Source organism: Streptomyces sp. NPDC092296, assembly GCF_044755465.1.
Taxonomy (GTDB): Bacteria; Actinomycetota; Actinomycetes; order Streptomycetales; family Streptomycetaceae; genus Peterkaempfera.
This window is the reverse complement of the sequence record NZ_JBIVRB010000001.1, coordinates 655,160-680,715: the sequence shown is the minus strand read 5'-3', so window position 1 is coordinate 680,715 and position 25,556 is coordinate 655,160. Positions and strand designations below refer to the sequence as shown.

Below are 25,556 nucleotides of genomic sequence, written 5' to 3'. Positions count from 1 at the left end.
CCCGCTCGCTCCCGGCACCACGCATCCGCAGCGACCGGCTCGTCCGTCCCCACCCCTTCTGACCGCACCCGTCACGCCGCCGAAGCTCTCGGCTGCGGGCGCGCGCAGCGAGTGGGACGCCGCCGGTTCTGCCGGGGATCGGCGTCGTAGTTCGCAGTTTGGTCACAGCGGTCGCATGGTTCCTCCATGGCTGCGAAGATCCCCCCGTGTCCTGGGAGGGGTCCATGAGAGCCAGATGCCGAATCCTGTCAGCGCGCTCAACCATGAGGGGCGTAGCGGCACTTGTCACCACCACCGTGCTGCTGACCGGGATGCCCGCGGTCGCCCACGCCGCCGCGTCGGAGGCACCCACGCCGGTCCCGGCCGCCGCCGCGCCCGCCACTTCGCCGCGGCCGAGCGTGAGCGTCCCGGCGGGGCAGGAGTCGTCCGCCGAGCCGTCGCCGGAGGCGCAGCAGCCCCAGGAGTCGGAGGCGCTGCGGCCGACCGCCTCCGCCGCCCCCGTCCCGAGCCGGGAACCGGCGCGGGCCAGGACACAATCCCAGGCTCAGGCCCAAGCCCAGCCCCAGGCCCAGGCCCAGGCCCAGGCGGGAGCCTGCGACTTCACCCTCACCGTCGGCGTCTTCCGGGACTGCACGCTCACCACGGCAGCCCAGAAGGACACCTTCACCTTCGACGACAACGCCGCTGAGACCGTGCTGCTGCGTGTCGTGCCCGTGCGCAGCGCCTTCGCCCCCCGGTTCGAGGTGCGCGGCCCCGGCAGCACCGGCCAGAGCCTCTGCACCTTCGTCGACGACCTGCTCCACTTCTGCCGCCTCCCCGGTGCCGGGACGTACACCGTCACCGTCCAAGCCGGCGACTCCCGCAGCACCGGCGACTACCGGATCGCCCTGGACTCCGTCCAAAAGCCCTCCGCCTGCAGCCCGGTCACCGAGATCGGCTTCGCCGCACCTTTCCAGGCTTCGTCACTCGCCCGGACCGCCGCGCTGGACTGCTACGCACTGCCGTCCGCCAGCGGCACGGTCCTGCGAGCCACAGTCCGCAACGACATACCGAGCGGATACATCGGTACCACCTTCTTCGACTCCACCGGCAAGGAGTTGTGCCCCATCTCCGGGTACAACACGGATCGCACCAGCGACTGCACGCTGGCCGGGACCGCGCCCTTCCGGGCGTTCGTCTTCGCCAACCACGAGCAACAGGGCACCTACAGCATCCACTTCGAGCAGCTCTCCACCCCGAGCGGCTGCACCGCCGTCGACGTCTCCCCGTTCGGCCCCGCCCCGGCCCTCGGGGGCAGCCTGCAAGCAGGCTTCGGCAACTGCTACACCTTCAAGGGCGCCTCGTCCGCCGTCGAGTTGGTCCGCGTGGTGTCCGCAGGGTCGTACTTCAACTGGGAGGTACGCGCTGCCGACGGCACCCTCCGCTGCTCCGGCCCGAGCGGCAGCACGGTCCACTGCCAGCTCGGCGCCGCAAGCACCTCCTACACCCTGGTGGTGCTGGCCGTCGGCAGCGCCGGCGGCGACTACGCGTTCAGCCTGCACAGCGCGAGTGCTTCCACCGGCTGCACCGCAGTGGACTCGCTCGCCTGGGACGCGCCCGGTCAGGGGGGCACCATCGCCGCGCCCGGACAGGTCGACTGCTACCAGTTCGCGGGCGGTGACGGTGCCCGGGTGCGCGTGCTCCTCGCGAGCCTGGCCGGTGCCGGTTATTACCAAGGCTCCCTGGAGAACGCCGACGGGTCGGCGACCATGTGCCTCTTCGGCGGGGGTGACTGCACCCTCCGAGGTCCGGGTCCGTTCAAGGTGTTCATCAACGGGCAGGGAAGCCAGCTCGGTTCCTATGCGCTGCGGCTGAACCGCCTCGACGCCCAGTCCGGCTGCACCAAGCTCACTCCCGGGGCCTTCGGCGGCCCACCGGCCGTCAGCGGCGTCATCGCCCAGCCCTACGCGACCGACTGTTACCGCTTCGACGGGGCGGGGGCGGGGGTGGAGCTGGTGCGGACCCTTCCCACCAGCGGTGGCATCAATCCCAACTGGGAGATCCTCAACCAGGACGGGACGATTCGCTGCACCGGGGGCAACACGCCCAAGACCTGCGTCCTGTCCGCCGTGGACGCCTCGTACACGCTTCTGGTCCACGACTACATCTACAACGTTCCGGGCGGTGTCGGCGGTTACACCCTCGGCTTGTGGAACGCGACCGACCCCAGCGGCTGCGGGACCGCCACCGACCTCGGCATAGCGGCAGCACCCCAGAAGGGCACCTTGTCCGCCATCGGCCAGGTGGACTGCCTCGGCTTCGCCGGAGCCGTCGGCGATGTGGTCCGCGTCCGGCCGTACGGGGTCACCTCCATGTACGGCCAAGTCGTGGACGCGCACGGCACAGCGATCTGCAACATCAACTACTCCGTCATGGACTGCACGCTCAGGGGCTACGGCCCCTTCCGCCTGCTCTCCTACTACGACTCCTTTCCGCTCCCCACCGGCTCCTACGAGGTCTACCTGGCCCGGCTGAACGCGCCCACCGACTGCCCCGCCGCCAAACCCTCCGCCTTCGGTACCGCCCCCGCGAACACGGTCGCCCTGGGGACCGTCCACCAGCTGCGCTGCCTGACCGTCACCGAGACCGGGCCGCAGACCATGGAGCTGTTCCGGGCCTTCTCCGGCGGCAACATGCTCTGGGAACTGCTCAGCTCCACAGGCGTCCGGGTGTGCGCCGGGAGCGACGACGCCCCCGCCCTGTGCCAGCTGCCCCAGCCCGGCGCCTACACCGCGGTGCTCTCCGTCAGGAACGTCACGGTCGGCAGCTACGGCTTCGGCTGGTGGCGTCCGCTGGCGGCCGACGGATGCCCCGGCGTGGTCACGTCGGCCTTCGGCAGCACCGCGCCGATGCGCGCCTCCGACGGCCGAGGCGAGGTCGACTGCGGCACAGTGGCCGGCCACGAGGGCGACTCGGTGCGTTTCCGCGTCACCGCGCTCACCCCGTCCACCTACATCGACGGCCAGCTCGTCAACGCCAGCGGCGCGAAGACGTGCACGTTGAGAGAGGGCATCACCACCTGCCTCCTCCGCGGCCCGGCGCCCTACCGGATCATCACCACGGCCTCCAGCGGCAGTGCGACCAACAGCTACGAGCTGCGGGCCTGGCAGCTGAACAATCCCGGCGGCTGCCTCCCGGTGGACTCGGTGGCGTACGGTTTCGGCCCGGTCGAGCAGACGCTGAGCGCCGATCGCGAGGCGCACTGCTTCCTGTTCAGCGGCGAGGCCGGGGACCAGCTGGACTTCAAGGTCGCCAACCTGGACGCCGCCGGCAGCATCCCTTCGCTGGAGGTCGTCCAGGCGGACGGCACGGTTGTCTGCAGTGCTGGGAGCGGTGCCCTGCAGAACTGCCGACTGCAGAAGGCGGGAGCGTACGCGCTGCTGGTGAACGCCGGCACCGGCAGCAGCGTGCGGGGGCGCTACCGCCTGGAGGCGACGTGCCTCAACCCGGCCTGCGGCACCGATCAGTACACCGTCGCCGGTCTGTCCCCGAAGGTCGCCGGCGCCGGTGCGCAGGTCACCGTGGCGGTGCGCGGCAAGGCGCTCGGCATCGGTGACACGGTGCGGCTCACCCGCAGCGGGTTCCCCGCCGTGACCGGCCGGAGCGTCCAGGTGAGTGAGGACCGGCGGGCGCTCAGCGTCACCTTCGACCTGAGCGGGGCCGCCGCAGGGCTGTGGAACCTCGAAGTGAAGCCGCAGTACGGCGCTGTGGTGACGGTGCCCGGCGCCCTCACCGTGCAGGCTGTGCAGGACCCCCTGGTGAAGGTCGGCCTGGTGGGCTTGAACCGGTTCGTCCCCGGCCGGACCCAGACCCTCTCGGTCTCCTACGAGAACACCGGCAACGTGGACGCCGTCGGTGTGCCGGTCGTGCTGACCGGCCTGCCGGCGGGGACCGTGGTCACGCCCCGGTTCGACCTGACGGAGCCCGGCTCGGCGACCCACGCGGTCCAGCCCTGGGATCAGAAGTCGGCGTCCTACGAGGTGCCGGGCGGCATCGAGGTGCCGATCGTCATCGGGCGGGTGCCGGCGAGCGGCAAGGGCACCCTGGACTTCGCGGTCACCATCCCCGTCATGAAGGACTACACGGCGACGGTGGTCTCCGGCGCCTGCTTCGGCAGCGGCACGGCAGCGGCCCCGACCGGCAAGTCGACGACCACCCGGTCCGCAGAGCCGGCGCCGCCGGGGCGGGGCACCCAGTGCCTGGCCGATGTCCTCGACATGGTCACCACGTTCGTGGTGGCCGCGAAGGACGCCGTGACCGGCCCCTGCGCCAAGCTGGCGATGGACGTCATCCAGCCGGCGGCCATCGGCTACATGAAGCAGAGCAAGCTGGAGGAGTACTACTCCTTCACCTCGCTCGTCTCGGTGGCCTTGGACGGCGTCGGATGCCTGGCGACGGTCTATCCGCCGACGCTCATGTCGGGGATGGTGGTCCAAGCCCTCGCCTGGGCGGCCAGGACCGGCATCGGCCAGGCCGCAGGGGCGGCAGGGCAGCTCACGGGCATGTACAGCACCGCCCTCAGCCTGGGCGGGAACTGCCTGGGCAGCTCCACCGAGCTGCCCCAGCACGCTGTCAGCTCGCTGGACCCGAACGAGCTGGTCGGCCCCTCCGGCAAGGGCTCCGTGCACGCGATCCGCGGCGACACCGCCCTGGACTACGCCGTCCACTTCGAGAACCTCAAGACCGCGACCGCCCCGGCACAGGAGGTGCGGATCACCGACCGCCTGGACCCGGCCGTCTACGACCTGTCCACGCTCAGGCTCGGCGGCGTGACCTGGGGTCACGAGCGCTACCAGCCCAGCTCGGACGCCGACTCCCTGAACGCCGTCGTCGACCTGCGCCCGCGCCTGGACCTCAAGGTGCAGATCACCGGGTCCGTCGCCGCGGACGGCACGGTCAGCTGGCTGCTCAAGTCGCTGGACCCCGCCACCGGCGAGCTGCCCGAGGACCCGGACCTGGGCTTCCTGCCGCCCGATCAGGACGGCGTCCAGGGCCAGGGGGCGGTCTTCTTCCAGGTCGGGTTGAAGGCGCCCGTCAGCGGGCGGACCGTCACCAACCGGGCCACGGTCGTCTTCGACCTCAACCCGGCGATCAGCACCAACACCTGGTCCAACCTCATCGACCGGGACGCCCCCACCAGCAGGGTGACCGCGCTGCCGGCCACGACCGCCAATGCGGTGATCCCGGTCTCGTGGACCGGCTCCGACCCGACCTCAAGGGTCGACAGCTACAGCGTGTACGTGTCGGTGGACGGCGCTCCGTACGCCCTGTGGGCCGACCGGGTCGCGATCACCTCCGCGAAGTTCCAGGGCAAGCCCGGCCACAGCTACGCCTTCCGCTCCGCCGCCCACGACCTGGCGGGCAACGACGAGCCGGCCAAGACCAAGGCGGACGCCACGATCCGGGTCGTCCTGCCCGCGCTCGCCCGGACCAAGGCGCCCGTGCTGAGCGGCAAGGTCGCGGTCGACTCGCGGGTGAAGGTGTCCGCCGGCGGCTGGTCGCCTGTGGCCACCTCCACCGCGTACCGGTGGTACCTGGACGGCAAGCCGGTCAAGGGCGCCGTGCAGGCGGCCTGGACTCCGCCCGCGAGCGCGCTCGGTCACAAGCTGACGGTCACCGTGACCGCCTCGCGGTCCGGGTACACCCCGGCCGTCTGGACGAGCCCGGCCCACGTCGTCGCCAAGGGTGCCACGCCCAAGGCGGTGAAGGCCCCGACCGTCTCCGGCACCGCGAAGGCGGGGAAGAAGCTCACCGTCAAGCACGGCACGTGGTCGGTCCCGGGCTGCGCCTTCCGCTACCAGTGGCGGGTGAACGGGGTCGCGGTGAAGGGCGCGACGAAGACGACGTTCAAGCTGACCACGGCGATGCGGCACAAGAAGATCACGGTCAAGGTCACCGCGACCAGGCCCGGCCACACCGCCGGCACGGCCACCACCAAGGCCGTCAAGGTCCGGTAGCCCCAGGCTCCAGCACCAGGCGGGCGGGCATCTCCGTCCCCCTCCCTCCCCACTGCCCCGACGGCCGGCGGGGAGGGAGGGCCCCGACACGGCTGCGACAGGCGCGCCCCTCACACACCCGGCCGGGCCGACCACCAACGGCCCCCTCGGCCCCGACCACCCCGCTGCGGTGCCCCTGGCGGTCACCACGCTCCGCGAGCAGAACGGCAGGGCAACGCATGCCGCGCGGCCAAGACACGGACCACCGCCAAGCCAAGGCCGACACCACGCAACCGCAGCGGGCACGTTACCGACGTGCCCGCGAAGGACATTCTCGGCCAAATTTGTCCATGCACACACAAAAACCCAGGTCAGAGGCTATCCGACCTGGGCCTATCCGAGCCGCCTAAGAGGGCCCGGCAGTAGGCGTCACTTCAGGCGTTTGGTGGTGGGGCGGTCGTTCCAGCGGTAACGCTGGGTCGCGCGGCGGATGAGCATACGCAGCGTGACGATTGCGGCAGCCAGGTAGAGGTAGAAGTCCACGACGCGGCTGCGCTTCTCGGTGCAGCGCCGCAGCTTGCCGAAGCCGTTCATCCACGCGTGGCTGCGTTCGACCACCCACCTCTTGCCGGCCTGGATCGGCGCGGGGACGCCCTTGCGGGCGGTCTCGCCGGTAAAGCTCGGCTCCGCGAGGGCACAGCGGGTCTTGTCGCTGTCGTAGCCGCGATCGAGGTTCACGTTGACCTGGTCCGGGAGCTCGCCGACCTGCTCCTTGACGGCTTCGAGGGTGGGGACGAGCAGGGGCGAGTCATGGCGGTTGGCTCCGGCGGAAACGATGCCGAGGGGGACGCCGCGGGCCTCAGTGGCCACCGAACGCTTCAGGCCCTGCTTACCCCGGTCCACCGGGGAGCGCCCGGCGGCCTCCCCGCCGCCCGGGGCCTTGGTGATGCAGCCGTCCACAGACAGTTCGGCGAGTTCCAGGCCGATCACGCGGTCGTACGCCTCCAGGGCCAGGGCGTGGACCTGCTCTGCTATGCCGAGCTGAGCCCAGTGTCTGACGCAGTGTCGGATGGTGCGGTCGGAGCAGACGGGAGCGGCGATGCGCTCATAACAGGAGCCGTGTACCAGCGCGGCAATCACGTGCTCGAAGACGGTCCGGTCTGGGGTGCGCGGGTTGCGGCAGCCGAGCGGGTGCGTGTCGACGTGCTCGGGCAGCAAGGCCGCGAACTGGTCCCACAGGGGTTCGAGCAGGCATGATGGCAGGACAGGCACGAGCCCTCCGGTGATCACTGAGCGTAGAGAACTCCATGATCACCCCGGCTCGTGCCTGCTCTGCGTCTGGGGCACCCGACCAATCACCCAACACGCCTACTGCCGGGCCCTCTAAGGTACTTTCGTTTTTCCGATCACGATCCGGACGCGACCCCGAATGAAACGCGCAGGCTAACAGCCTTGCTCCGGAGCTCGCCGAACGCGCCCGCGTCGGGCTTCTCCTTCACGAGTTCGGCGCCACCATCAGGCAAGTGACCAGGACGTCCGATCTCATCGGACTCTGCGCCTACCCGCCCAACCTGGCTCGGCGCACACTGCCTCTACGAGCGCTGCCCCGCCCTCAGCCAGCAGCAGCGATGTCATGGTGACACGCCTCCTGCTGTGCCCGCTCACCGGCCAGACCCTCCGACAGGGCTTGGACCCCTCGGCATCGGCACGCCTGAGCGCCTTTTGGCACGCCGCTGACCTTGGTTGGCGTGTCGACTGTGCACCGCGATCCGGGGCGACCGACGTACAGGTCCGGCTCGTGTGAATGTCAGGATCGGCGAGGATCAGGGCCCTGAGAACGTAGGGCCAGATACTCTTGCAGAACCTCATCAGATTCTTCGTCCAGTCCGGCCTTCAGCAGTGTGATCCCAAGGACCTCAAGAGCCATCAGCAGGTTGCCGCAGTCGTTCGCGTCGCGGAATGACTCGGCGGCATCGCGAAACGCCTGGACAGCTTGATCGAGCCTGTCGGCCTCTTCGAAGGCCCGACCAGAGCCTCCGAGTGCCTCGCCTCGCATCGAGAAATCCCCGAGTTCGTGGAAGATGTCGGCTGCTTGACGATAGGCCGTGATGGCCGAATCGACGTCCCCGGCCCTTCGGTGAGCAAGGGCCAAATTGTTCAGAGCCTCAGCTAGCGCATGGTGATCGCCGGACTCCTCACACAGCCAGGTATCTCGCTGATGGGCTTCGATAGCCTCCATAAAGCGCCCGGAATCCTGCAGGGCGAGGCCATAACTGCCGAGCGCTGCGGCCTCTCCATGGCAGTCGTCGAACTCTTGGTAGAGGAGGGCCGCAGCCTGGTGCTCCTGTGCTGCCTCCGCAGACCTTCCCGCCCGTCTCAGCGCCATTCCGAGAAGGTTGCGCATTGCGGCCTCCCCACGTCGATCATTCTGGGATTGGCAGTCCCACACGGCCTTCCTGTGCAGGGGGATCGCCTCGTGGACGTCTAGCTCTTGGAGCGCTAGCGCGGCGCTTCCGATGGCTTTCGCCTCCTGGGGATCGCCAAGTTCGTGAAGAACCTCGGCGGCCATGCGACCTGTCTCTACCGACTCCCGATGCCTGCCCAGGTGATACAGAGCCTGCGACGAAGCATTCAGCGCCGCTACCTCGCCATATCGGTGCCCTGATTGTTTGCAGGCCTCGATCGCCTGCATGCTGATCTCAAGGGCTTCATCAAAACGTCGAACATGATATAGGACCTGCGCGAGGCTGGCCAGCGCCCAGCCCTCTCGGTACAGATCGTCCTGCAGTCGGAGTGCCTTAAGAGCAGACCTGTTGACATCGATCCAATCGTCGAAGTAGCGGCGCCGGTGGAAGAACTCATCCAGCGCAAAGGCCAGATCGATGCCGATGTCGTCGCCCGTATGGACAGCTGCGACAAGATTCGATCGTTCTTCCTCAAGCCACGCCAGCGCTGCCTCTTCATCCTCTCCGGGAGCGCCATTTTCCTTCAGGGTTAGGTTTGCTGCAGTGGTCGTCACGAGGTAGAAGTAAAGAATCTTCTCCAGCGCAAAAGCACGCTCGTCCACCTCGGCCTGCGCCATCCCCTTCTCATCCGCATAGAGGCGAATCAGGTCGTGCATACGCCAGCGACCCCACGCCACACCCGGCTCGATCAGGTGAGCGCGGGCAAGGTCCTCAAGGATGACTTCGATATGCGGATCGCCTGTCAGGTGCGCTGCGGAGCGGGACGCAATATCCGGCCCTGGATTGAGAGGCAACAGTCGAAGGACGCGGGCCTGATCTTCGGTCAGCCTAAGGTATGAGAGCTCGAAGGCGGCCCGAACGGCACGGTCTTCGCGCTTGAGGCGATCGAGCCGCGTGTGGGAAATCGAAAGGGCGGCAACGAGAGAAGAAAGGGGACGACTCGGGGAATCCGCGAGCAGGGCGGCACAGATCTGTAGCGCAAGGGGTAGGTTGCCGCACAGCTCTGCCAGTGCGTAGGCCTGCTCCTGCTCCCGGCCAACCCGCGAGTCGTCATCCCCTCGGGCCTGGAGTAGAACTCGTCGAACGAGGTCCACCGAGTCTGACGGATCGAGGACTTGTAGATCGAAGATTCGCGCACCCACCGCGAGCGAATGGCGAGACGTGATGAGGGCTGCTCCGCCGTCGTGCGACGGCAGCAGCGGCAAGACTTGGTCGTCCCTGGATGCGTTGTCCAGCACTACCAGAATCGACTTTCCTCGGCCGGCATAGGTGGACAGGATCGACTGGTAGAGCCGTGTCCGATCCGGCAGATCAGCTGGAATTTGGTCCCCTGGAATCCCAAGGGCAGAGAGCAGCGATCCCAATGCGTGCTCGGGCTGCAGACAGCGCTCGCTGTCATAGCCGAAGAGATCGACAAAGAGCACCCCGCCAGGAAACCAATCGGCCCTCTTGAGGGATTCTTCGGCAGCCTGAAGGGCAAGCTCGGTTTTGCCGACACCTGCCATTCCCACGATGGCACCCATGCGCACGGTTTCCTGCTGCGACGCATTCGGATCCAGTTGATCGAGCAGGGATCTTAGCTCGCGGGATCTTCCGGTGAATGTTCGCGAGCGGATGGGCATCCCGCTGAGGGCCGGCGTGATGCGTGGTGGAAGCTGAACGGTGACGGCATGCCCTTGGATAACCGCACTGAAGAAAATACCGTCATTGATTTCATTCCACGTTGTCACGGATACCTGCCTCGCATGGACGGTAGGGTCGCGGATTCGATGCGACCCTACCGATCGTCAACCGTCTTGACGGAGGTCAAGGCGTCGGCCAGCTACAGTCGAGGTTCAGCGGACGTCTTGATCGACATCAGCCGGGAGGAGTTCGTACAGCTCCTCGGCCGGCACGGGGTACTTGGTCTTCACCACATCCGCATAGGCGCGCAGCGCCCTGCTGATCTGGGCCTTGGAGCGCGGCGCGAGGTGAACCTGCAGGAGGTCGTACAGGAGTTGCGTGTTGCCGCTGGCCATCTTGCCCTTGGCCTTCGTTCCTTCGGGAGTCTCGATCCACATGGAGCAGAACGGGGCCGCGGTCATCTTCCACTCGAGGGCCGAGAGTCGCTTCGTGATCTCCGGCCATTCCAAGGCTCCCTGCTCGAGGATGTGTCGTACGACCTTGGCAACCTGGTTCTGGACGGCGGGCCGCATGAACGGGTGGCCGGCGCCATCCCGGCCCTTGGGCGCCCGCAGATCCTTCCCGGACAGAGCGGCGAGGTACCGCTCGCGGAGGTTCCCGCATGCGTCGAGGAGCTCGTGAAGACGCACGGTCAAGAGCTCGAAACTCTGGTCGAGAAGCTCATCAGTCGCTCGCTGCTTGGCCTCGCCGGCGGTGCAGGGCAGGTCGTAGCCGATCTCCTTGACGATGTCGTAGAGGACACCGATGGTGCTCCATGCCGGGCTAGCCTGGCTGACAGAGCGCTGAGCGAGGACGAGTTCTCCGTCCTGGCCGACCTTGCTGAAGACGAGAACGACCTTGTCGCGCTTGAGGAACTCGTCCTCGTCGAGCAGGCGGCGGGTGAGGATGGCGAAGCTGTCGTCCTCGTCGAGGGCGATGTTCTCCTGCAGGTTGGTGCTCTTGGCGTTCCGGTTGATGTTGGTGAACAGGCGCCGGGTCCGACGACGGCCGTGCGCGGTGTCGAAGTGCGGCACCACGATGACGTTGATGTCCTCGTTGCCCAGCTCGGGATTCTGCTTGATCGCATCCTTGATGGCCTTGAGCCTGTGCTGACCGTCGAGCGCGAAGAACTGCTGCGTCCCGTCGAAGGTCAGGACGCCGAAGTTGCGGTCCAGCCCCTGGAGAACGGCCTGGTTCTCTGCGTCCATCGTCACGGACAGGTAGTTCGGATCTCCACCCCAGACCGCGATGATGAGAGCGCCGAGGAACCGGTTCTCGTTGGTGAGGAGGTACTCCGTGATCTCCTGCGTGCGGGTACCGACGCCTCGCTGGATCATCGTGCCGAGGTCGCGATTGCCGCCGAGCTCGTGGGCAAAGTTGATCTCGCGGGCCACCTGGGCGTAGCTCATCAGGCAGGAGTAGTAGGTCCAGTTGCCCACCTTGGCCTCGAAGGCGGGAACGAACGTCTTGGACGGCATGAGGTACCTCGTTGTCAGGGAGCGGGTGCGGCGGCCTAGGAGCGGAGTGCCGGCTTGGGGACGGTGCTGAGTCGGCCTCGAAGAGTGGGGCCGCCCTGGGTGTTGAGCGGCGGGTTGTACAGGTGCAGGAGGCGGTCCTCCAGGTTCTTGATCGCTGACCGGTCTTCGACAGTCGCGAACCAGTACTCCAGAGGGCGCAGCGCGAGATAGTGGGTGAGTAGGTCGTCCCGGTTGGTGGGTGGCTCGCGGGTCCAAAGGCTTTCGGGGTTGCCCCGCAGGTGCTTGCGGTAGTCCCGGTACCTGTTCCTGAGCGTGTTGCCTAGCTGGCCGGCTCCGCCGGCGTGCCCGTTGTAGAGGACCTGGTGGAAGCGGCCCTCGGTCCGGTCAGCCATGGTCAGCTTCATGGAGGGGCGCCAGACGAACATGTAGAGGCCCGGCTCGTCGGGTATCGCGTTGACGATGCTCTCGGTTGCGGTGAGCCGTTCCCAGGGAGAGGCGAGCCTGCTGAGGTCGTCCTGTAGGACGTAATGTGCCGACACGTCCATCATCGGAGTGACGCCGAGCTGGAACGCGAGAGCGGGGCTGGCGTCGAGCCGATGGCGGATGACCGCACGCTCAGCGGTATCTGGTATCGCCATTCCCCCTGTGCTCCGATTGGGTGACCGTGAGTGATAAACGGTCACATCCTTACACGCGGCACTGACAACAGGGGTGGTCGAACGAAAAAGAGTCCGGTAGATGACGGTTTGCCATCTACCGGACTCTTCGTCGCGGTTCTTCGCTAGAGGTGGCAGACGGAGCAGCCGGCCTCGTCGTCGTCGGCGTCGAGGGCGTCCGAGAGGACCTCCAGGAGCGGCCGGTTGGGCTTGATCCGCTTCGCGGCCCTGGCAAGGTTGGCCTCGTGCTTGGCCTGGATCTCCTCGCGGCGCTCTATGAGCTCGTGCAGGGACTCACCCTGGGACCAGGTGTAGTCGCGGCCCTGCATGGCGGTGTCCTGGTGGCGGACCTTCTCCTCGTAGGCGACGGCCTTGTCGAAGAGTTCGGGGTGGCGGTCCTTGAGGCCGAGCCACTCGTGCTTGCGCTGGAAGAAGCAGAAGTAGCAGCCGGACCGGGTGCGCCACTCGTAGTAGGCGGGCAGGCCGGTGCCGGCCTCGTCGAGGATGCGGTTGACGCCGTCGCGGTCGATGCCGTCCTCGCGGAAGGGGAAGACCGCGGTGATGTTGGGCTTGGTGCTGACGTAGCCGAGGCGGTTCTCGTCGGCGCGGATAGCGACGTAGGAAATCACCTCGTCGTCACCGACCCACTCCTCCAGGGGCTTGATCTTCAGGTTCTTCGTGCACCAGCGCATCTGGGGGCTGGGCAGGGTGCCCTGGTAGACCTCGAGCCAGTGGTCGAAGTCGCGGTCGGTGTTCAGGCGCACGATGGGCTTGCCGACGGCGGCCTCGAGCTTGTTGAGGTACTCGTACGTCTCGGGCAGCTCGGCGCCGGTGTCGCAGAAGAAGTACTCCATCTCGGGCACTCGGTCGCGCATGTAGATCGCGAGCGCGGAGGAGTCCTTTCCGCCCGACAGGCCCAGGACGTGCCGGACTTTCTTCCCGGAAGCAGTATCGGTCATGATCACTCCGTCTTCTCGACTGTGCTGGTGGGCTCGGTAACGCGCTGGGCCAGGGCCGCGAGCAGGATCCGGGCGCCGTCGGGGCCGAGTGCCTTCTCAGCCTGCTTTAGCACACTGACGGCGAGGTTCTCGGCTTCCCGCTGGGCCTGCTTCGGCAGGTAGATCAGCGTCCGCTGCTCGGCACCGTCTCTGTCGGTGAGGGTGAGCAACCGCGCTTCGAGGTCCTCCTCGCCACCCGCAGGAGCATCGTTCCTGTACAGGTGGCTGACGCGGTCAAGCGCGCTGGCCATCTCGCGCACCCGGCGGGCAAAGACGGTGACATCACTGTCGGACCAGTCGCCGAGCGCGGCGTGGGAGAGCCGGACGATCATCGGGTCCAGCCAGTCCTCGTCCGCCAGGTACTCATTGAGCGCTATGGCGACGAAACCGCGCAGCTCCAGGCTGAGCGAGACACCGGCAAAGCCCTTCAGCCGGGCCGCCAGGGCCCTGCGTAGCTTGGGTAGCGAGGACGGCAGGCGGAACTCGCTGCTGATCGTCTCGATCGCTTCCGCGCGCAGAGCGCGTTCGGCACCGGCGATCTCGTCGGCCGCAGCGGCGAGGCGGTCGACGTAGCCCTTGTTTCCGGCCGTGCTCTTGCGGAGCTCTGGGGTGATCGGATCGAGGCCTAGCGCCTGGGGAAGCACGTGGAAGAGCAGCTCGTCCGGATCCTGTGCCGTGAAGAGGGCAGAGCGGACGGCGAGGGCGTCCTTGCTGAGCCGTTGCGTGCGACGGGCATAGGGAGTGAGCACCATGACCCGCTCCAGCAGCGCGCGGGTCACCGCGAGGAGTGCGGGGTTGCGCAGGGCCTGGGAACGGGGCGGCTCCACCTTGAGAGCCAGGGAGAGGTTCTTGACGACGCTGTGCCGCAGGCCGTCGCCGACGGGCGTGGCCTTGATGGAGAAGCGGGCAGGAGACTTCACCATGCGCTCGACCACGTCAGGCGTGAGCCGCGGCAGGTAGGAGCCGTCTTCGAACAGGGCTACGTCGTGGCTGCGCAGGATGAGGGCAGTGACGACCAGCAGAGGAACGACGCCGGCCTTGACGCCGTAGGGCGGCACCATGATGACCCGGAAGATCTGCTCGAGGCTGGTCTGCTCGTGTGCTTCGGTCAGCGCCGTCTCGAGGGCGTTCCAGGCCTCGTGGGTGTGGGTGTGAGTGGGGCCGGGGCGAGAGAACCCGTAGGGCAATAGCGAGGACGATGACTGGTCGGCGGCGGCAGGGTTCTCGCGGTGCAGCCCCATGTAGGCCAGTGCACCGCTGTACATGGATCGTTCGGCCGGGAACTTGATGATGCCGAGGTGCGGTTCGCCGGACTTCTGCAGCATCGCGGTTAGCAGCTTCCCGCGGCCCTTGGCGCCCTGGCTGCTCAGCTCATGCCGACCGATGATCTCGTTGCGGATGTGCGGCGTGTGGGGGAAGACCCGGTCACAGGCGGTGGAGGCAAGGGAGCTCAGGCTGCGGCCCTCGATCATTTCGCCGTCCTCGCCGTCGGCGGCGATGCCGGAGCGCCACAGCCGCCAGGTCGCCCGCTGTGTGGGCGGGAAGAAGGCGGCGCTAAGAAGTTCCAGCAGCTCGCGCTTGGCCCCGGACGTACGTTCGCTGATCTCGCGCCGGGCGACGAAGTCGAGAGTCTTGTCGCGCTGCAGCTCCTCCAGCGCGACGAGGTTGAAGGCGGCCCGCAGAACGAGGGCGGGCTCCTCGGTGACACCGAGGACCACTGGCAGGGAGGACTCGACGACGGGCCGGTCCTCGGTGTTGCCGAAGTGGAAGACCAGGAGTCCGTCAGCGTGGTCGGCGAGTGCGTCCGGGCCCTTGAGCTGTTTCGTCTGCGCTGTGGTGATCTGGACGAAGAGGGCCCGGAGCATGCCCGTAACCTGGCTGTGCCGGCCGGCGGCCACTGCCACAGGGAGGTAGTCGCCGAGGCGCTGGGCAACCACGGTGTCGTCGAGGTGGCTGAGCGTCTCCTTCAGGCGCCCGTCGATGTCGACGTCGCTTCCGCGCCAGGCGCGGTACTCGCCGTTGAAGCGCCGATGTACCAGGAAGCCACGGGCCACCAGGTTGTTGAGCTGCTCTTCGAGGGCAGCGAACGCCTTCGGATCAGCAGCCTCACCGGGCTCGTGGAGGGCGTAGTAGACCATCGCGGCAGTCGCCCGCAGAGCGCCGTCCTCGTCGATCAGGTTAAGCATGCCCACTGTGCGCAGCAGGTTCTGATCCGCTGTGGACAGGCCGTTGGCCTGGGTAACACGCGACTCGATCTCGATCCACTTGCTGGCATTGCTCGAGGCAAGCAGCGACGTCCGCCCGGAGTCGAGGAAGAAGTCGTACAGCTGTGGCAGCTTGACCGTGCTGGCACGGCGAGGCGTGTCGGTGGAGTGCGTGGCAAGCGAGCGGCGGACGGTGTTGGGCTCGTCGTTGTTGAGGAACCCGGTCAGGCTGCGGTCGTGCTGGCCGATCTGCGAGGCGAGGAACGGTGCCGCGGCAGCGGTGAGGGGGTGGAGCGGGTACAGGTCCGCGAAGTCCTGTGCCTTGAGGACGACGACGTCGTTGAGGCCGTGATCGCGCCAGGTCGTCTCAGCCGCCTCGGCATAGGCCGAGATCAGCTTCTGGCCGATCGCGGGCACCCCGGACTGGTCAAGGCGGCGGCGCATCAGCTGCACCGCGTCGCCGAGGTGCGGGGCGAACGTGATGTCCTCGAACCGGCCCTGGATCTTCGCCCACTCGCGGGTCTGCAGCTCGCTGGACTGTCCCGCATAGTTCATGAATGACATGTGCTGAAGGGTCATCATGAAAAGCGGTAGGCCCTTGGGGCCGGCGCTCTTCTCGGCCAGCTCCTGCAACAGGAACAGGTCCGCCTTGGCGGTGGCGAACTGGCTGTGGCCCGCGAGGTGTTCGAGGGTCTTGCCGAACTCGTCGATGACCAGTAGCAGCGGCTGCTGCGCACACAGGGCGGTGACTGCGGCGATGACGTCCGCGGGTTCGGCAGCCGCGGGGTCTTCGCATCGTGCCAGCGCTGCGGAGATCGATTTGGGCATGCGGGTCGGCCAGCGGCGCTGGGCCGCGGTGCGCAGGGCCCGGGACAGGGTGATGACGAGCGGTTCGCGGCGGGCGGTGGCTACGGCCCCGAGGAAGCCAGCCGGTGCCAGCTCGTCGCGGGCGGCCGCGATCCGATGGGCCAGTCCGACACTGGTGCCGGCCAGGACCTCCTGTGCTTCGGTGCGGCGCCCTTCGTCGTGGCCGAGGAGCGCATCGATGAGGTTGACGAGGGTGGACTTGCCCGAGCCGTATGCACCGGTGAGTGACCACGAGCGGGGGCGGCGAAGGTCACCGAGGGAGTTGGCCAGGCGGTCGAGCACGTCGAGGGCCCGGGTGCCCACGTAGGGCGAGTGGAGCTCGTCGAGGACGTCTCGTTCCACATTGGTGGAGCGCATCCGGGAGCCGACGAGGTGGATGCCGGCCGGGAACTCGGTGCCACCGGAGGTCTTGCGGGCGGCCATGGGCCGCGAGGGGGTCTCGGTGGTCACTCGGAGGTCTCCTCGATCAGGGGGAGCTGCTGCTCAACGGTGCTGCGGAGCTCCCGGGCCTCGGCGGCGGCGAGCTTGGGGTAGGAGCGGACCCACTCTTCCCGGGTGGGGAAGCCCGGCTGCTTGCGGACGTGGTCGTACTGAGCGTCCAGGACGTCCCAGGCGAGCTCGAAGGGGTTGGAGGCGAAAACGAGGCTGCGCTGGCCGACCGCTTCGACGAGCTGCAGGTCGAGCGTGGTGGCCGCGACCCGCTCCAGCGCCGCCGCGATGTCGGGCTCGCGGATGCGAAAGGCTCGCCCGGGGGCACCGGGCTCGTTGGCGAGCCGGGCAAGGGAGATGGATCCGGCCTGGCGCGTGGTGGTGGAGGCGTAGTCCAGGCAGGCGTAGGCGACGATCCGGTCCGGCAGGGTGACACGGGTACCGGTGGTGAACTCCCACTCCGTGCGGCCCGAGACAGACTGTTCCACCGTCTCGATCAGGCCGAGCTCACGGAACTGGCAGGCCAGCAAGTCCTCGAGTGCGCCAGGTGCGCCGCTCTTGGCGCGCTTCGCCGGGACGTACATCTTGGTGATGCACTCGACGTCCTTCTTGATGGACCCCTCCGCCGGTGCGCCCTCGTAGGAGAGGTTCACGTGGCGCACGATCAGCTCGATTAGGTCCTTCTCGGAGAATCGCGCGAACGGGGCGAGCTGGAAGGCGACGTACCAGGACGGTGCCCAGCTCTTGGCGCCCGGGCGGGAGCTCAGCAGCCACCAGTGCAGCAGCCACAGGCTGCCGTGTTCTTCGAGATACGGGTCGGCGCCGTCCTCGTCAAGAAGCCAGCGCGCCTCCCACGTGGGATAGGCGAGGAACGCGCGGGAGTTGCTGTCCTCGCCGTAGTGCTCTCGTGTCAGCTTGAACGCTCGTGACCAGTAGCGCATGGAATTAACCATGTTCTTACCGACACCGAGGAGGACCGTGGCGTCCTCTGCGAGGAACACCTCCGGGCTCTGCTTCACCTGCATGTATGCCTTATGGAGCCACCCAAAGCGCGGCGCGAACGTCTCGTGCCGCGAGAAGGAGGGGAGAGCGGCTTCCGCGAGCCGACTGTCTGACATGCGAGGTGTTCTCCGGGTCCGTTCGGGCTTGGATGATCTTTGAGTGGGGTGAGTTATATCGCAGCTGTTAGGGCGGCCCGCACTTGTCGGACCGCTCGGACCGTGGAGGACACGGCTCGCTCGACGTCGCGGACGGTCGTGGCGTACCCCAGCGAAAACCGGATGGTGCTGTCCGCCTCTTCCCGACTGCGCCCCATGGCCAGGAGCACGTGGCTCGGGCTGGGCGCGCCGGAGGAGCAGGCGCTCCCTTCCGAAGCTGCCACATCCGGCATCGAAGCGAGAACCGCATCTGCAGGAGCCCTGCGGAACGTGATGCTGGTCACGCCGGGCAGGCGTCGGGCCACGGATCCGTTAATCCGGCAGTCGCTGATCTGTTCAACGAGTGCCTCCTCCAGGGCGTCACGCAATGCCGTGACCCGCTTCGCTTCGTCGGCCAGGGCGAGGCGGGCGGCCTCGGCGGCCGCCCCGGCGCCGGCGATGCCCGCAACGTTCAGGGTGCCGGCCCGCCAGCCGCGCTCCTGCCCGCCGCCGAGCAGGAGCGGACGGTAGGGCAGAGCTGCGCCTCGGCGGACGAAAAGCGCGCCGACTCCCTGCGGGCCGCCGAACTTGTGCGCGGACAGCGACAGCAGGTCGACATCCGTCTCGGCGAGATCGATCGGGAGTCGACCGACCAGTTGCGTTGCATCGGAGTGGACCAAAACTCCGGCGTCGTGGGCGGCCTCGACGATCGGCGCGAGATCGGTCAGCACGCCCGTCTCGTTGTTGGCCGCCATGAGCGACACGACGGCGACTGCGCCGCGGGCGAGCGCCTCGTGGAAGGCGACCAGGTCCACCAGGCCGTCGGTGTCGACGGGTAGGACCACGAGGGATCCGGGCTCGTCGACGGTCAGAGCCTTCGAGGTCTCCAGGACCGCGGGGTGCTCCACCGCGCTCGTCACCAGCCGGCCCCCGTCGGAGAAAGCTGCCCGCAGGGCGAGGTTGTTCGCCTCGGTGGCGCCCGAGGTGAAGACGATCTCCCCGGGAGAGCAGTTCAGGAGCGCAGCAACCTGACGGCGTGCCAGGTCAACGCGGTCGGCGGCATCACGGCCGGATCGGTGCGTGCTCGAGGCGTTGCCGACCGTGCGCATGGCGGCGAAGGCGGCTTCAAGAGCCTCAGGACGGGCGGGCGCCGTCGCGTTGTAGTCGAGGTAGGCCGGAACCACGTCAGGTGACTCGAATGTCATACTCCACCCCATTTCGCTCTGCTCTGGTCGATCGACTGGTGGAGCATCTCGTCCGATCCGAGAACCTCCACCAGTAGTACCCCGCGATCCTAGCCGGAGCGGACGACAGGCGGGGCGAAGGCTTCGTTCTTCCCCTTCTCCGACCTTCCCCTTCTCCGACGCAGCGCGACGGCCGCGAGGCGAACAAACGTTCGCACATCTGCGCTCCGGCGCTCAGGAGCTGAAACCCCTTGCGCGACAGGCAAGTTCGTTCACAGTCCGGGAATCCGCTGCCGTTGAGCTGCCGGATTTCCGGGGCCAACAGCGGCGTATCGGCACTCAGGGCTAGGGTTTGGTCACCAAGCGAGGGGCGAGGGCAAGGTCACACCGCAAGGTGGCCGGGGCCAACAGAGGGGAGACACCGCAGGTGTACGGCGATAGCGGAACGCGCACAAATCTGGCCACGGCATGACGAGCTCCCCGGGTATCGCGTTCGGGGCCGTCCTCGGCGGTGCGCCTCTGCCCTACATCCGCAGCCTGCTCGGCGAGCACGCCTGCGACCTCCTGGACCTCCTGCACCAGGGCCAGGACACCGAAGCAGCGCTTCGGAAGGTCGCCGCATCGGCGGTCGCCCCGGAGGGAATCGTCAGCGACCCTGTACGCCGCGCCGAATTCCTGCAGCTACTTCCGCAGGCCAAGCGGGTCGAGCTCGCTGACCGCCTCGGCGGAGCACCTGCCGGTACCCCCGATGGCTTCCTCACGGCCCTGCCCTGGTCCGCGGACCAGCGCCGCACGCTTCTCGGGTTTCTGGGACTCGTCGTCGACCGTGCGCCCGAGCCACCTCCGACGTTCCGGGGCTTCAGCACGCCTCAGTACGGGCTCTTCCCCCACCAGCGCCTTGCGGCCGGCAGGGTGCAGCGACTGCTGTACTCCGGGGAGCGGCGGGTCGTTCTGCACCTGCCCACCGGGGTCGGGAAGACCCGAACCGGTATGAACATCATCTGTGACCACTTGCGGCGGCACGAACCGACCGTCGTGGTGTGGCTGGCGCGGGGGCGCGAGCTGCTGGAGCAGGCGGCCGTGGAGTTCGAGAGTGCCTGGGCTGCCCTCGGCAACCGCGAGGTGTCCGTGGTGCGGACATGGGGGGAAGCGCCGACAGACCTCGACGGCGTGGAGGACGGCGTCGTGATCCTCGGCCTCGACAAGGCCGCCGCTGCCGCGAGCACCGACCCGACGTTCCTCGACCGTCTCGGCATGCGAACCACGCTCACCACCTTCGATGAGGCCCACCAGGCCATCGCCCCGACCTACCGCAGGACCGTCGACGCGCTCACCCTGCGCAGCGACTCCAGCCTGCTCGGACTCACGGCAACCCCCGGCCGGACCTGGGCCGACGTGACCGAGGACGAGAGGCTGTCGGAGTTCTTCGCACGCCAGAAGGTCATGCTGGAGATCGACGACTACGACAACCCCGTCACCGCCCTCATCGAGCAGGGCTATCTCGCCCGACCGTATTTCCGTACGGTGGCAGCCGAGTCCGGCACCACGCTCAGCAGCCGGGACAGGCAGGCCCTCGCAGCCTCGTTCGACATCCCCGACACCCTCATGGCCCGACTCGCCAGCAACGTGCAGTGGAATCTGCAGGTGGTACGGACGGTGCTCGATCTCAGCCAGCACCACCGCCGGATTCTGCTGTTCGCGGCGTCGGTCGAGCACAGCCGCCTGCTGGTGGCGATCCTGTCGGTGCTCGGTCTCGACGCGGACCAGGTGACTGCCGAGTCCTCCCCCCGTCACCGGGATCGGGCCATTGCCCGGTTCAAGGGGCAGGGCAGCAGGCCGATGGTCCTCTCCAACTACGGCGTCCTGACCACCGGCTTCGACGCGCCGGCCGCGAGCGCGGCCGTCATCGCCCGGCCGACCCGGTCTCTGGTCCTCTACAGCCAGATGGTCGGACGTGTCATCCGCGGCCCCAAGGCCAGCGGCACCCCGACCTGCGACATCGTCACCGTGATCGACCCCGCGCTGCCGGGCTTCGGCGACGTAGCGGAAGCATTCACCAACTGGGAGGACGTGTGGAAGGCCCGATGACATCCAAGTACTCGATCGTCACCTCTGACCTGACGGTCAAGGCGCTGCAGGACAGCGGCTACAAGTCCACTGCCCACGCCATTGCCGAGCTCATCGACAACGGTCTCGAAGCCGAGGCCGACCTCGTCGAGCTGTTCGTCGTTGAGGGTAACGAGCACACCGGCCAGCGGGCGCGGTACCGCGTCGAGAAGATCGCCGTCCTCGACAACGGGAACGGCATGGACGCCGAGACCCTGCGGCAGTCCCTGCGGTTCGGCGCCGGCACCCGCCAGCAGCGCAAGGGCATCGGCCGGTTCGGCGTCGGCCTGCCCAACTCGAGCATCTCGCAGTGCAACCGTGTGGATGTCTGGTCCTGGACCAACGGACCCCAGAACGCGCTGCACACTTACCTGGATCTCAACGAGATCGCCAGGGGCCTCGAAGAGGTACCGGAGCCCAAGCTCGACGCCGTCCCCGACGAATGGCAGGCCCTCTCCGAGGGGCTCGGCGGCTCCGGCACCCTGGTGCAGTGGACCGAGCTCGAACGCGTCCAGTGGCGCGGCGCCCAGACCACCGTCGCCAACACCGAGAACCTGATCGGACGGATCTACCGGAATCTCCTCGCCAAGGGCAGGCGGATCAAGCTCGTCCCGGTGCGCGGCTGGGCACAGCTTCCCGGAGCCGGTGACACCCGCCCGAACGACCCGCTGTACCTCATGACGCCGAGCGCCACACCGGCCCCGTTCGACACGAAGCCGATGTTCCGGGCCTTCGGCGCCAGCAACACTGGCGAGGTGGGAGTCGAAAGGTTCATGGTCCAGGCCGCGAACGGGCATGAGTACCCCGTTCACGTGCGCTCCTCCCTAGCGGTGGACTCCGCGCGACGCACCGACGCGCCGGGTGAGCCGTGGCCCGCCAACGTTGCCCCCAGCCTCAAGCCCGGTGAGACGCCGTGGGGCAAGCACGCGGCGAAGAACCTGGGGATCTCCCTCATCCGCGCAGACCGCGAGCTCGACCTCGACACCGGATGGATCAACTCCTACGACCCGGTCGAGCGTTGGTGGGGAGTGGAGATCGACTTCCCGCCGGAGCTCGACGAGGTCTTCGGCGTGACCAACAACAAGCAGTCCGCGACGGTCTTCTCGAGCCTCGCCAACTTCAACTGGCGGGAGGAGGCAGCCGGACTGTCCTGGGAGGAGTACCGGAAGGAACTGCGCGACGAAGGCGATCCGCGCCTGCCGCTCATCGAAATCGTCTACCACATCCGCGAGAAGCTCCTCGGCCGCCTGCGCACCGAACTCGCGCATCAGACCGAGGGCACCCGCTCCAGCCGCAAGCGGCACGAGGTGGCCGAGGTCCAGGCCGAGGTGGCGGTCCAGCGGCGGCGCACCGAGACCCGGCCCAGCCTGACCGACCAGCTCGCGGAAGAGACCACGGAGGCGGAGAGCAAGCAGCTCCAGTACGAGAGCCTGGTCGAGACCCACCGCTACAGCCCGGCCGACGCCCAGCGCATCATCGAGGAGACGATGTCGCAGGGCAAGCACGTCCGCCTCCTGACCAGCCGCAACCCCGATTCGCCGGCCTTCTTCAACGTCGAGTACATCCCCGGCATGCTCCAGGTCGCCCTCAACATGGACCACCCGGTCTACAGCGACCTGATCGCGGTCCTCGACGGGGACATCGACGGCGCGAGCCGCGAGGAACTCGCCGAGCGTCTGGGCCTGGCCGCCAACGCCTTCAAGCTCATCCTGATCTCCTGGGCCCGGTTCGAGGACGAGCAGCCCGAGAAGCCACGCGAGCGCGCGAAGCGGATGCGCCAGGACTGGGGCCGCATCGCCAGTGAGTTCCTCGGTGCCAGCGACGCCGACGACGAGGACGACGAGTGACGGTCGACCACGTCTGGCGGCAGATCGAGCAGCTCCTCGCCACTGCGACCGACCGTGTCGTCCTGGTAGCCCCCTTCATCAAGAAGGAGGTCTTCCGAGCGACGCTCGCCGCCGTGCCCGCGGAGGTCGGAGAGATCACCTGCGTCACGCGCTGGTCCGTCCCCGAGGTGGCCGCGGGCGTCTCCGACCCCGAGATCGCCGAGCTGGCGCAGCAGGACGGGCGAGCCGCCATCCGGCTCTGCCACAACCTGCACGCGAAGCTGTACGTAGCCGATGACCGCTGCCTCGTCGGGTCCGCCAACCTCACGGGCAAGGCCACCGGCCGTGTACCCGCGCCGAACATCGAACTCCTCATCGAAAGCGATACGGCCCACCCGGAGGTCCAGCGAGTCCTGGCCGCTCTCGAAGCCAACATGGTCCCCGGGACGGTCGAGCTGGCCGAGCAGATCCGCGAACAGGCATCCCTCATGCGGGACGACGAGGACAGCCCCGGTGTCGTGGTACCTGGCCACCACGGCGAACAGCTGGCGCGGTGGCTGCCGGAGACACGTAACCCGGACCGGCTCTACCGCGTTTACAACGGGCGACACCGCCACGTCGGCAGCGACGTGCTCATCGGCGTGCTTCGCGACCTCGCGCACCTCGACATCGGCCCCGGCCTCAACGAGCAGGCCTTCGGCGCCGAAGTGCTGGCCCGCCTCCGCGCGATGCCCGAGCTGCACGCACTGACGGCAGCGGGGCGGATGAACCTCGCCGACGCTCAGGCAGAACTGCTGGCCGAGGGAGAGCTGTCGGCCGAGCAGGCCAAACGCGCGGTCGAGACCATCGCGGCCTGGCTCCACTACTTCGACGACGTTCACTTCGTGCCCACCGGGCCCTGGGAGATCCGGCAGGGCAGGGAACTCGCATAGCAGCCCTGCTGGGGGCCGGTCGGCGCGGTATCTGCCGCGCCGCCGGCCCCCGGCGGACCCGGTCCCGACGGGACGGCCCAGCACGGAACCGAGCTGCGCGGTATTTTGATGGAGCCCGCAACCGGGCTCGATCGTGGTGCGTACAGCGGAGAAGGCGCGGGACATGGCAGCAATACGGGTCCCGTATCTGCTGGGGCACGCCGAGATCGCCGACCTCTTCGGCATCGAGCGCCAGACCTCGGCCAAGTGGCGCGTTGACGGCACGCTCGGCGAGCCAGATCTGCCCGCTTCGGGCAACCCGTACTGGCTGCTCGCAACCGTCCTCGAGCTTGATGGCCACGCTGGCCGGCACGTGACCGAAGAGCGCCTGCGGCAGTACAAGGAGAAGGTCCCCAACGGGTACCGGGTCGACAACCCGGAGCTCCTGCCCACCATCGCAGGCATCCAGGAAGTAGCCCTGATTCTCGGCACCACCCAGCAGACGGTGTCCCGCTGGCGGCACCGCAAACGGATCGCCGAGGCCGACCTGGAGCTTTCCCGCTCCCCTCTCTGGCTACTCGACACCATCACCGCAGACGCCACCGAGCGCGGGCGCGGTCTTGTGATGGAAGAGATCGAACGGCTGCAGGCCGGCGAGCGTCTCGCCCAGAAGCCGCGGGGCCGCAGAGCCGTGGCCGAGCCGCGGCCGCCCAAGAAGCCGCTGCCCGATGCGCAGAGCTTCACCAGTTCCCAGCACGAGGAAGCGCTCTCCTTGGTCACCGAGATGCGCGCCAAAGGACACACCACCGTCATCCGGCCGAAGCGGTAGACACGCACAGCCCAGCAACTGGCTGCCTCGCTCTCGACCGCTCGCATCCGCCCGCCCTCGATCGAGATAAACAGTTGATTTAGACCATTCTATCCATAGAACCTTTCATGTCGGGATCCACACTCACCAGGGGGCCTCATGCCACGCGACACCTGCGCCACCACGGCGCCGACCAACATCAGCAGTTCGATATCCACACCCTATGGACAGGAGGTCCAGGCATGAGAGCGATCTCCTACGGCGGCGGGGTTCAGTCGACCGCGCTCCTCGTCCTCGCGGCCAAGCGCGAAATCGACTACACCACCTTCCTGTTCGCCAACGTCGGAGACGACAGCGAGCGCCCGGCAACCCTCGCCTACATCCGCGACTTCGCCGCTCCCTTCGCCGCCGACGTCGGCCTTGAACTGCACCGGCTGCAGCGGACGCGGCGCGACGGCAGTACCGAGACACTCATGGAGTGACTGAACCGGCCAGGCATCCGTTCGATCCCCATCCCCGTGCGGATGGCGAACGGAGCCCCCGGACGCAGGTCCTGCACTGCAAACTTCAAGATCAGGGTGGTCGGGCGCTGGCTCCGGCAGCACGGAGCGACCGCCGAAGCCCCGGCGACGGTGGGGACCGGTGTCTCACTCGATGAGATCCACCGGGCGAACCGCCGCCGGAGCGAACCCCACGAGCAGATCGAGTACCCGTTGCTCGACCTACGGCTACGGCGCTCCGACTGCGAGCAGATCATCGAGGACGCCGGCCTCCCCGTACCCCAAAGAGCTCGTGCTTCTTCGGCCCCTTCCGCACCGTAGATGCCTGGCGTCAGCAGAGGCAGGCGGAAC

14 protein-coding genes are annotated in these 25,556 nt (G+C 67.8%); 6 read left to right on the top strand and 8 right to left on the bottom strand.

What is annotated here, in order from left to right:
- The first annotated feature begins 263 nt into the window (after positions 1-263).
- Entirely contained in the window at positions 264-5,996 is a 5,733-nt protein-coding gene (locus ACIQGZ_RS03160; protein ID WP_402598983.1) for a hypothetical protein, read from the top strand.
- 408 nt (positions 5,997-6,404) lie between these two features.
- Here the strand turns inward: ACIQGZ_RS03160 and ACIQGZ_RS03155 are convergent, their stop codons facing one another.
- The 8 genes from ACIQGZ_RS03155 to ACIQGZ_RS03120 form a co-directional block, all read right to left on the bottom strand.
- Positions 6,405-7,247, bottom strand: a complete 843-nt coding sequence (locus ACIQGZ_RS03155) for an IS5 family transposase (protein ID WP_402598982.1) — start codon at positions 7,245-7,247, stop codon at positions 6,405-6,407.
- 535 nt (positions 7,248-7,782) lie between these two features.
- The gene (locus ACIQGZ_RS03150; protein ID WP_402598981.1) at positions 7,783-10,170 is read right to left on the bottom strand and encodes an ATP-binding protein; all 2,388 of its coding nucleotides are present in this window, start codon (positions 10,168-10,170) and stop codon (positions 7,783-7,785) included.
- Positions 10,171-10,275: 105 nt separating this feature from the next.
- Positions 10,276-11,580, bottom strand: coding sequence for a DNA sulfur modification protein DndB (locus ACIQGZ_RS03145; RefSeq protein ID WP_402598980.1), 1,305 nt, complete (start codon positions 11,578-11,580; stop codon positions 10,276-10,278).
- Between the two features lie 35 nt (positions 11,581-11,615).
- On the bottom strand, positions 11,616-12,125 hold the full coding sequence (locus ACIQGZ_RS03140) for a hypothetical protein (RefSeq protein WP_402599959.1): 510 nt from the start codon (positions 12,123-12,125) through the stop codon (positions 11,616-11,618).
- A 236-nt stretch (positions 12,126-12,361) separates the two neighbouring features.
- Positions 12,362-13,195: a phosphoadenosine phosphosulfate reductase family protein gene (locus tag ACIQGZ_RS03135; RefSeq protein WP_402598979.1), complete on the bottom strand. Its 834-nt coding sequence runs from the start codon at positions 13,193-13,195 to the stop codon at positions 12,362-12,364.
- Positions 13,196-13,197: 2 nt separating this feature from the next.
- Positions 13,198-16,755: an ATP-binding protein gene (locus tag ACIQGZ_RS03130; RefSeq protein ID WP_402598978.1), complete on the bottom strand. Its 3,558-nt coding sequence runs from the start codon at positions 16,753-16,755 to the stop codon at positions 13,198-13,200.
- Positions 16,752-17,852, bottom strand: a complete 1,101-nt coding sequence (locus ACIQGZ_RS03125) for a DUF4007 family protein (RefSeq protein WP_402598977.1) — start codon at positions 17,850-17,852, stop codon at positions 16,752-16,754. The genes ACIQGZ_RS03130 and ACIQGZ_RS03125 overlap by 4 nt, the downstream gene beginning before the upstream one ends.
- Positions 17,853-17,905: 53 nt before the next feature.
- Positions 17,906-19,075: a cysteine desulfurase family protein gene (locus ACIQGZ_RS03120; protein ID WP_402598976.1), complete on the bottom strand. Its 1,170-nt coding sequence runs from the start codon at positions 19,073-19,075 to the stop codon at positions 17,906-17,908.
- Positions 19,076-19,522: 447 nt separating this feature from the next.
- Here ACIQGZ_RS03120 and ACIQGZ_RS03115 point away from each other — a divergent pair, with 447 nt between their 5' ends.
- From ACIQGZ_RS03115 to ACIQGZ_RS03095, 5 genes are all read left to right on the top strand, one after another.
- Entirely contained in the window at positions 19,523-21,142 is a 1,620-nt protein-coding gene (locus ACIQGZ_RS03115) for a DEAD/DEAH box helicase (protein WP_402598975.1), read from the top strand.
- Positions 21,139-23,007, top strand: a complete 1,869-nt coding sequence (locus ACIQGZ_RS03110) for an ATP-binding protein (RefSeq protein WP_402598973.1) — start codon at positions 21,139-21,141, stop codon at positions 23,005-23,007. Before ACIQGZ_RS03115 ends, ACIQGZ_RS03110 begins: the two co-directional genes overlap by 4 nt.
- Complete coding sequence (locus tag ACIQGZ_RS03105; RefSeq protein ID WP_402598972.1) at positions 23,004-23,918, top strand: phospholipase D family protein; 915 nt, start codon at positions 23,004-23,006, stop codon at positions 23,916-23,918. Before ACIQGZ_RS03110 ends, ACIQGZ_RS03105 begins: the two co-directional genes overlap by 4 nt.
- Positions 23,919-24,081: 163 nt before the next feature.
- Positions 24,082-24,726, top strand: coding sequence for a hypothetical protein (locus ACIQGZ_RS03100; protein ID WP_402598971.1), 645 nt, complete (start codon positions 24,082-24,084; stop codon positions 24,724-24,726).
- Positions 24,727-24,947: 221 nt separating this feature from the next.
- Entirely contained in the window at positions 24,948-25,187 is a 240-nt protein-coding gene (locus tag ACIQGZ_RS03095; protein ID WP_402598970.1) for a hypothetical protein, read from the top strand.
- The last annotated feature ends 369 nt before the right edge of the window (positions 25,188-25,556 follow it).

Excerpts from the sequence above, each read along its gene's own strand:
- ACIQGZ_RS03160 (WP_402598983.1), top strand. The coding sequence starts at position 264 with ATGAGGGGCGTAGCGGCACTTGTCACCACCACCGTGCTGCTGACCGGG.
- ACIQGZ_RS03145 (WP_402598980.1), bottom strand. The coding sequence starts at position 11,580 with ATGCCGTCCAAGACGTTCGTTCCCGCCTTCGAGGCCAAGGTGGGCAAC.
- ACIQGZ_RS03140 (WP_402599959.1), bottom strand. The coding sequence starts at position 12,125 with ATGGACGTGTCGGCACATTACGTCCTACAGGACGACCTCAGCAGGCTC.
- ACIQGZ_RS03135 (WP_402598979.1), bottom strand. The coding sequence starts at position 13,195 with ATGACCGATACTGCTTCCGGGAAGAAAGTCCGGCACGTCCTGGGCCTG.
- ACIQGZ_RS03125 (WP_402598977.1), bottom strand. The coding sequence starts at position 17,852 with ATGTCAGACAGTCGGCTCGCGGAAGCCGCTCTCCCCTCCTTCTCGCGG.
- ACIQGZ_RS03120 (WP_402598976.1), bottom strand. The coding sequence starts at position 19,075 with ATGACATTCGAGTCACCTGACGTGGTTCCGGCCTACCTCGACTACAAC.
- ACIQGZ_RS03115 (WP_402598975.1), top strand. The coding sequence starts at position 19,523 with ATGACGAGCTCCCCGGGTATCGCGTTCGGGGCCGTCCTCGGCGGTGCG.
- ACIQGZ_RS03110 (WP_402598973.1), top strand. The coding sequence starts at position 21,139 with ATGACATCCAAGTACTCGATCGTCACCTCTGACCTGACGGTCAAGGCG.
- ACIQGZ_RS03100 (WP_402598971.1), top strand. The coding sequence starts at position 24,082 with ATGGCAGCAATACGGGTCCCGTATCTGCTGGGGCACGCCGAGATCGCC.
- ACIQGZ_RS03095 (WP_402598970.1), top strand. The coding sequence starts at position 24,948 with ATGAGAGCGATCTCCTACGGCGGCGGGGTTCAGTCGACCGCGCTCCTC.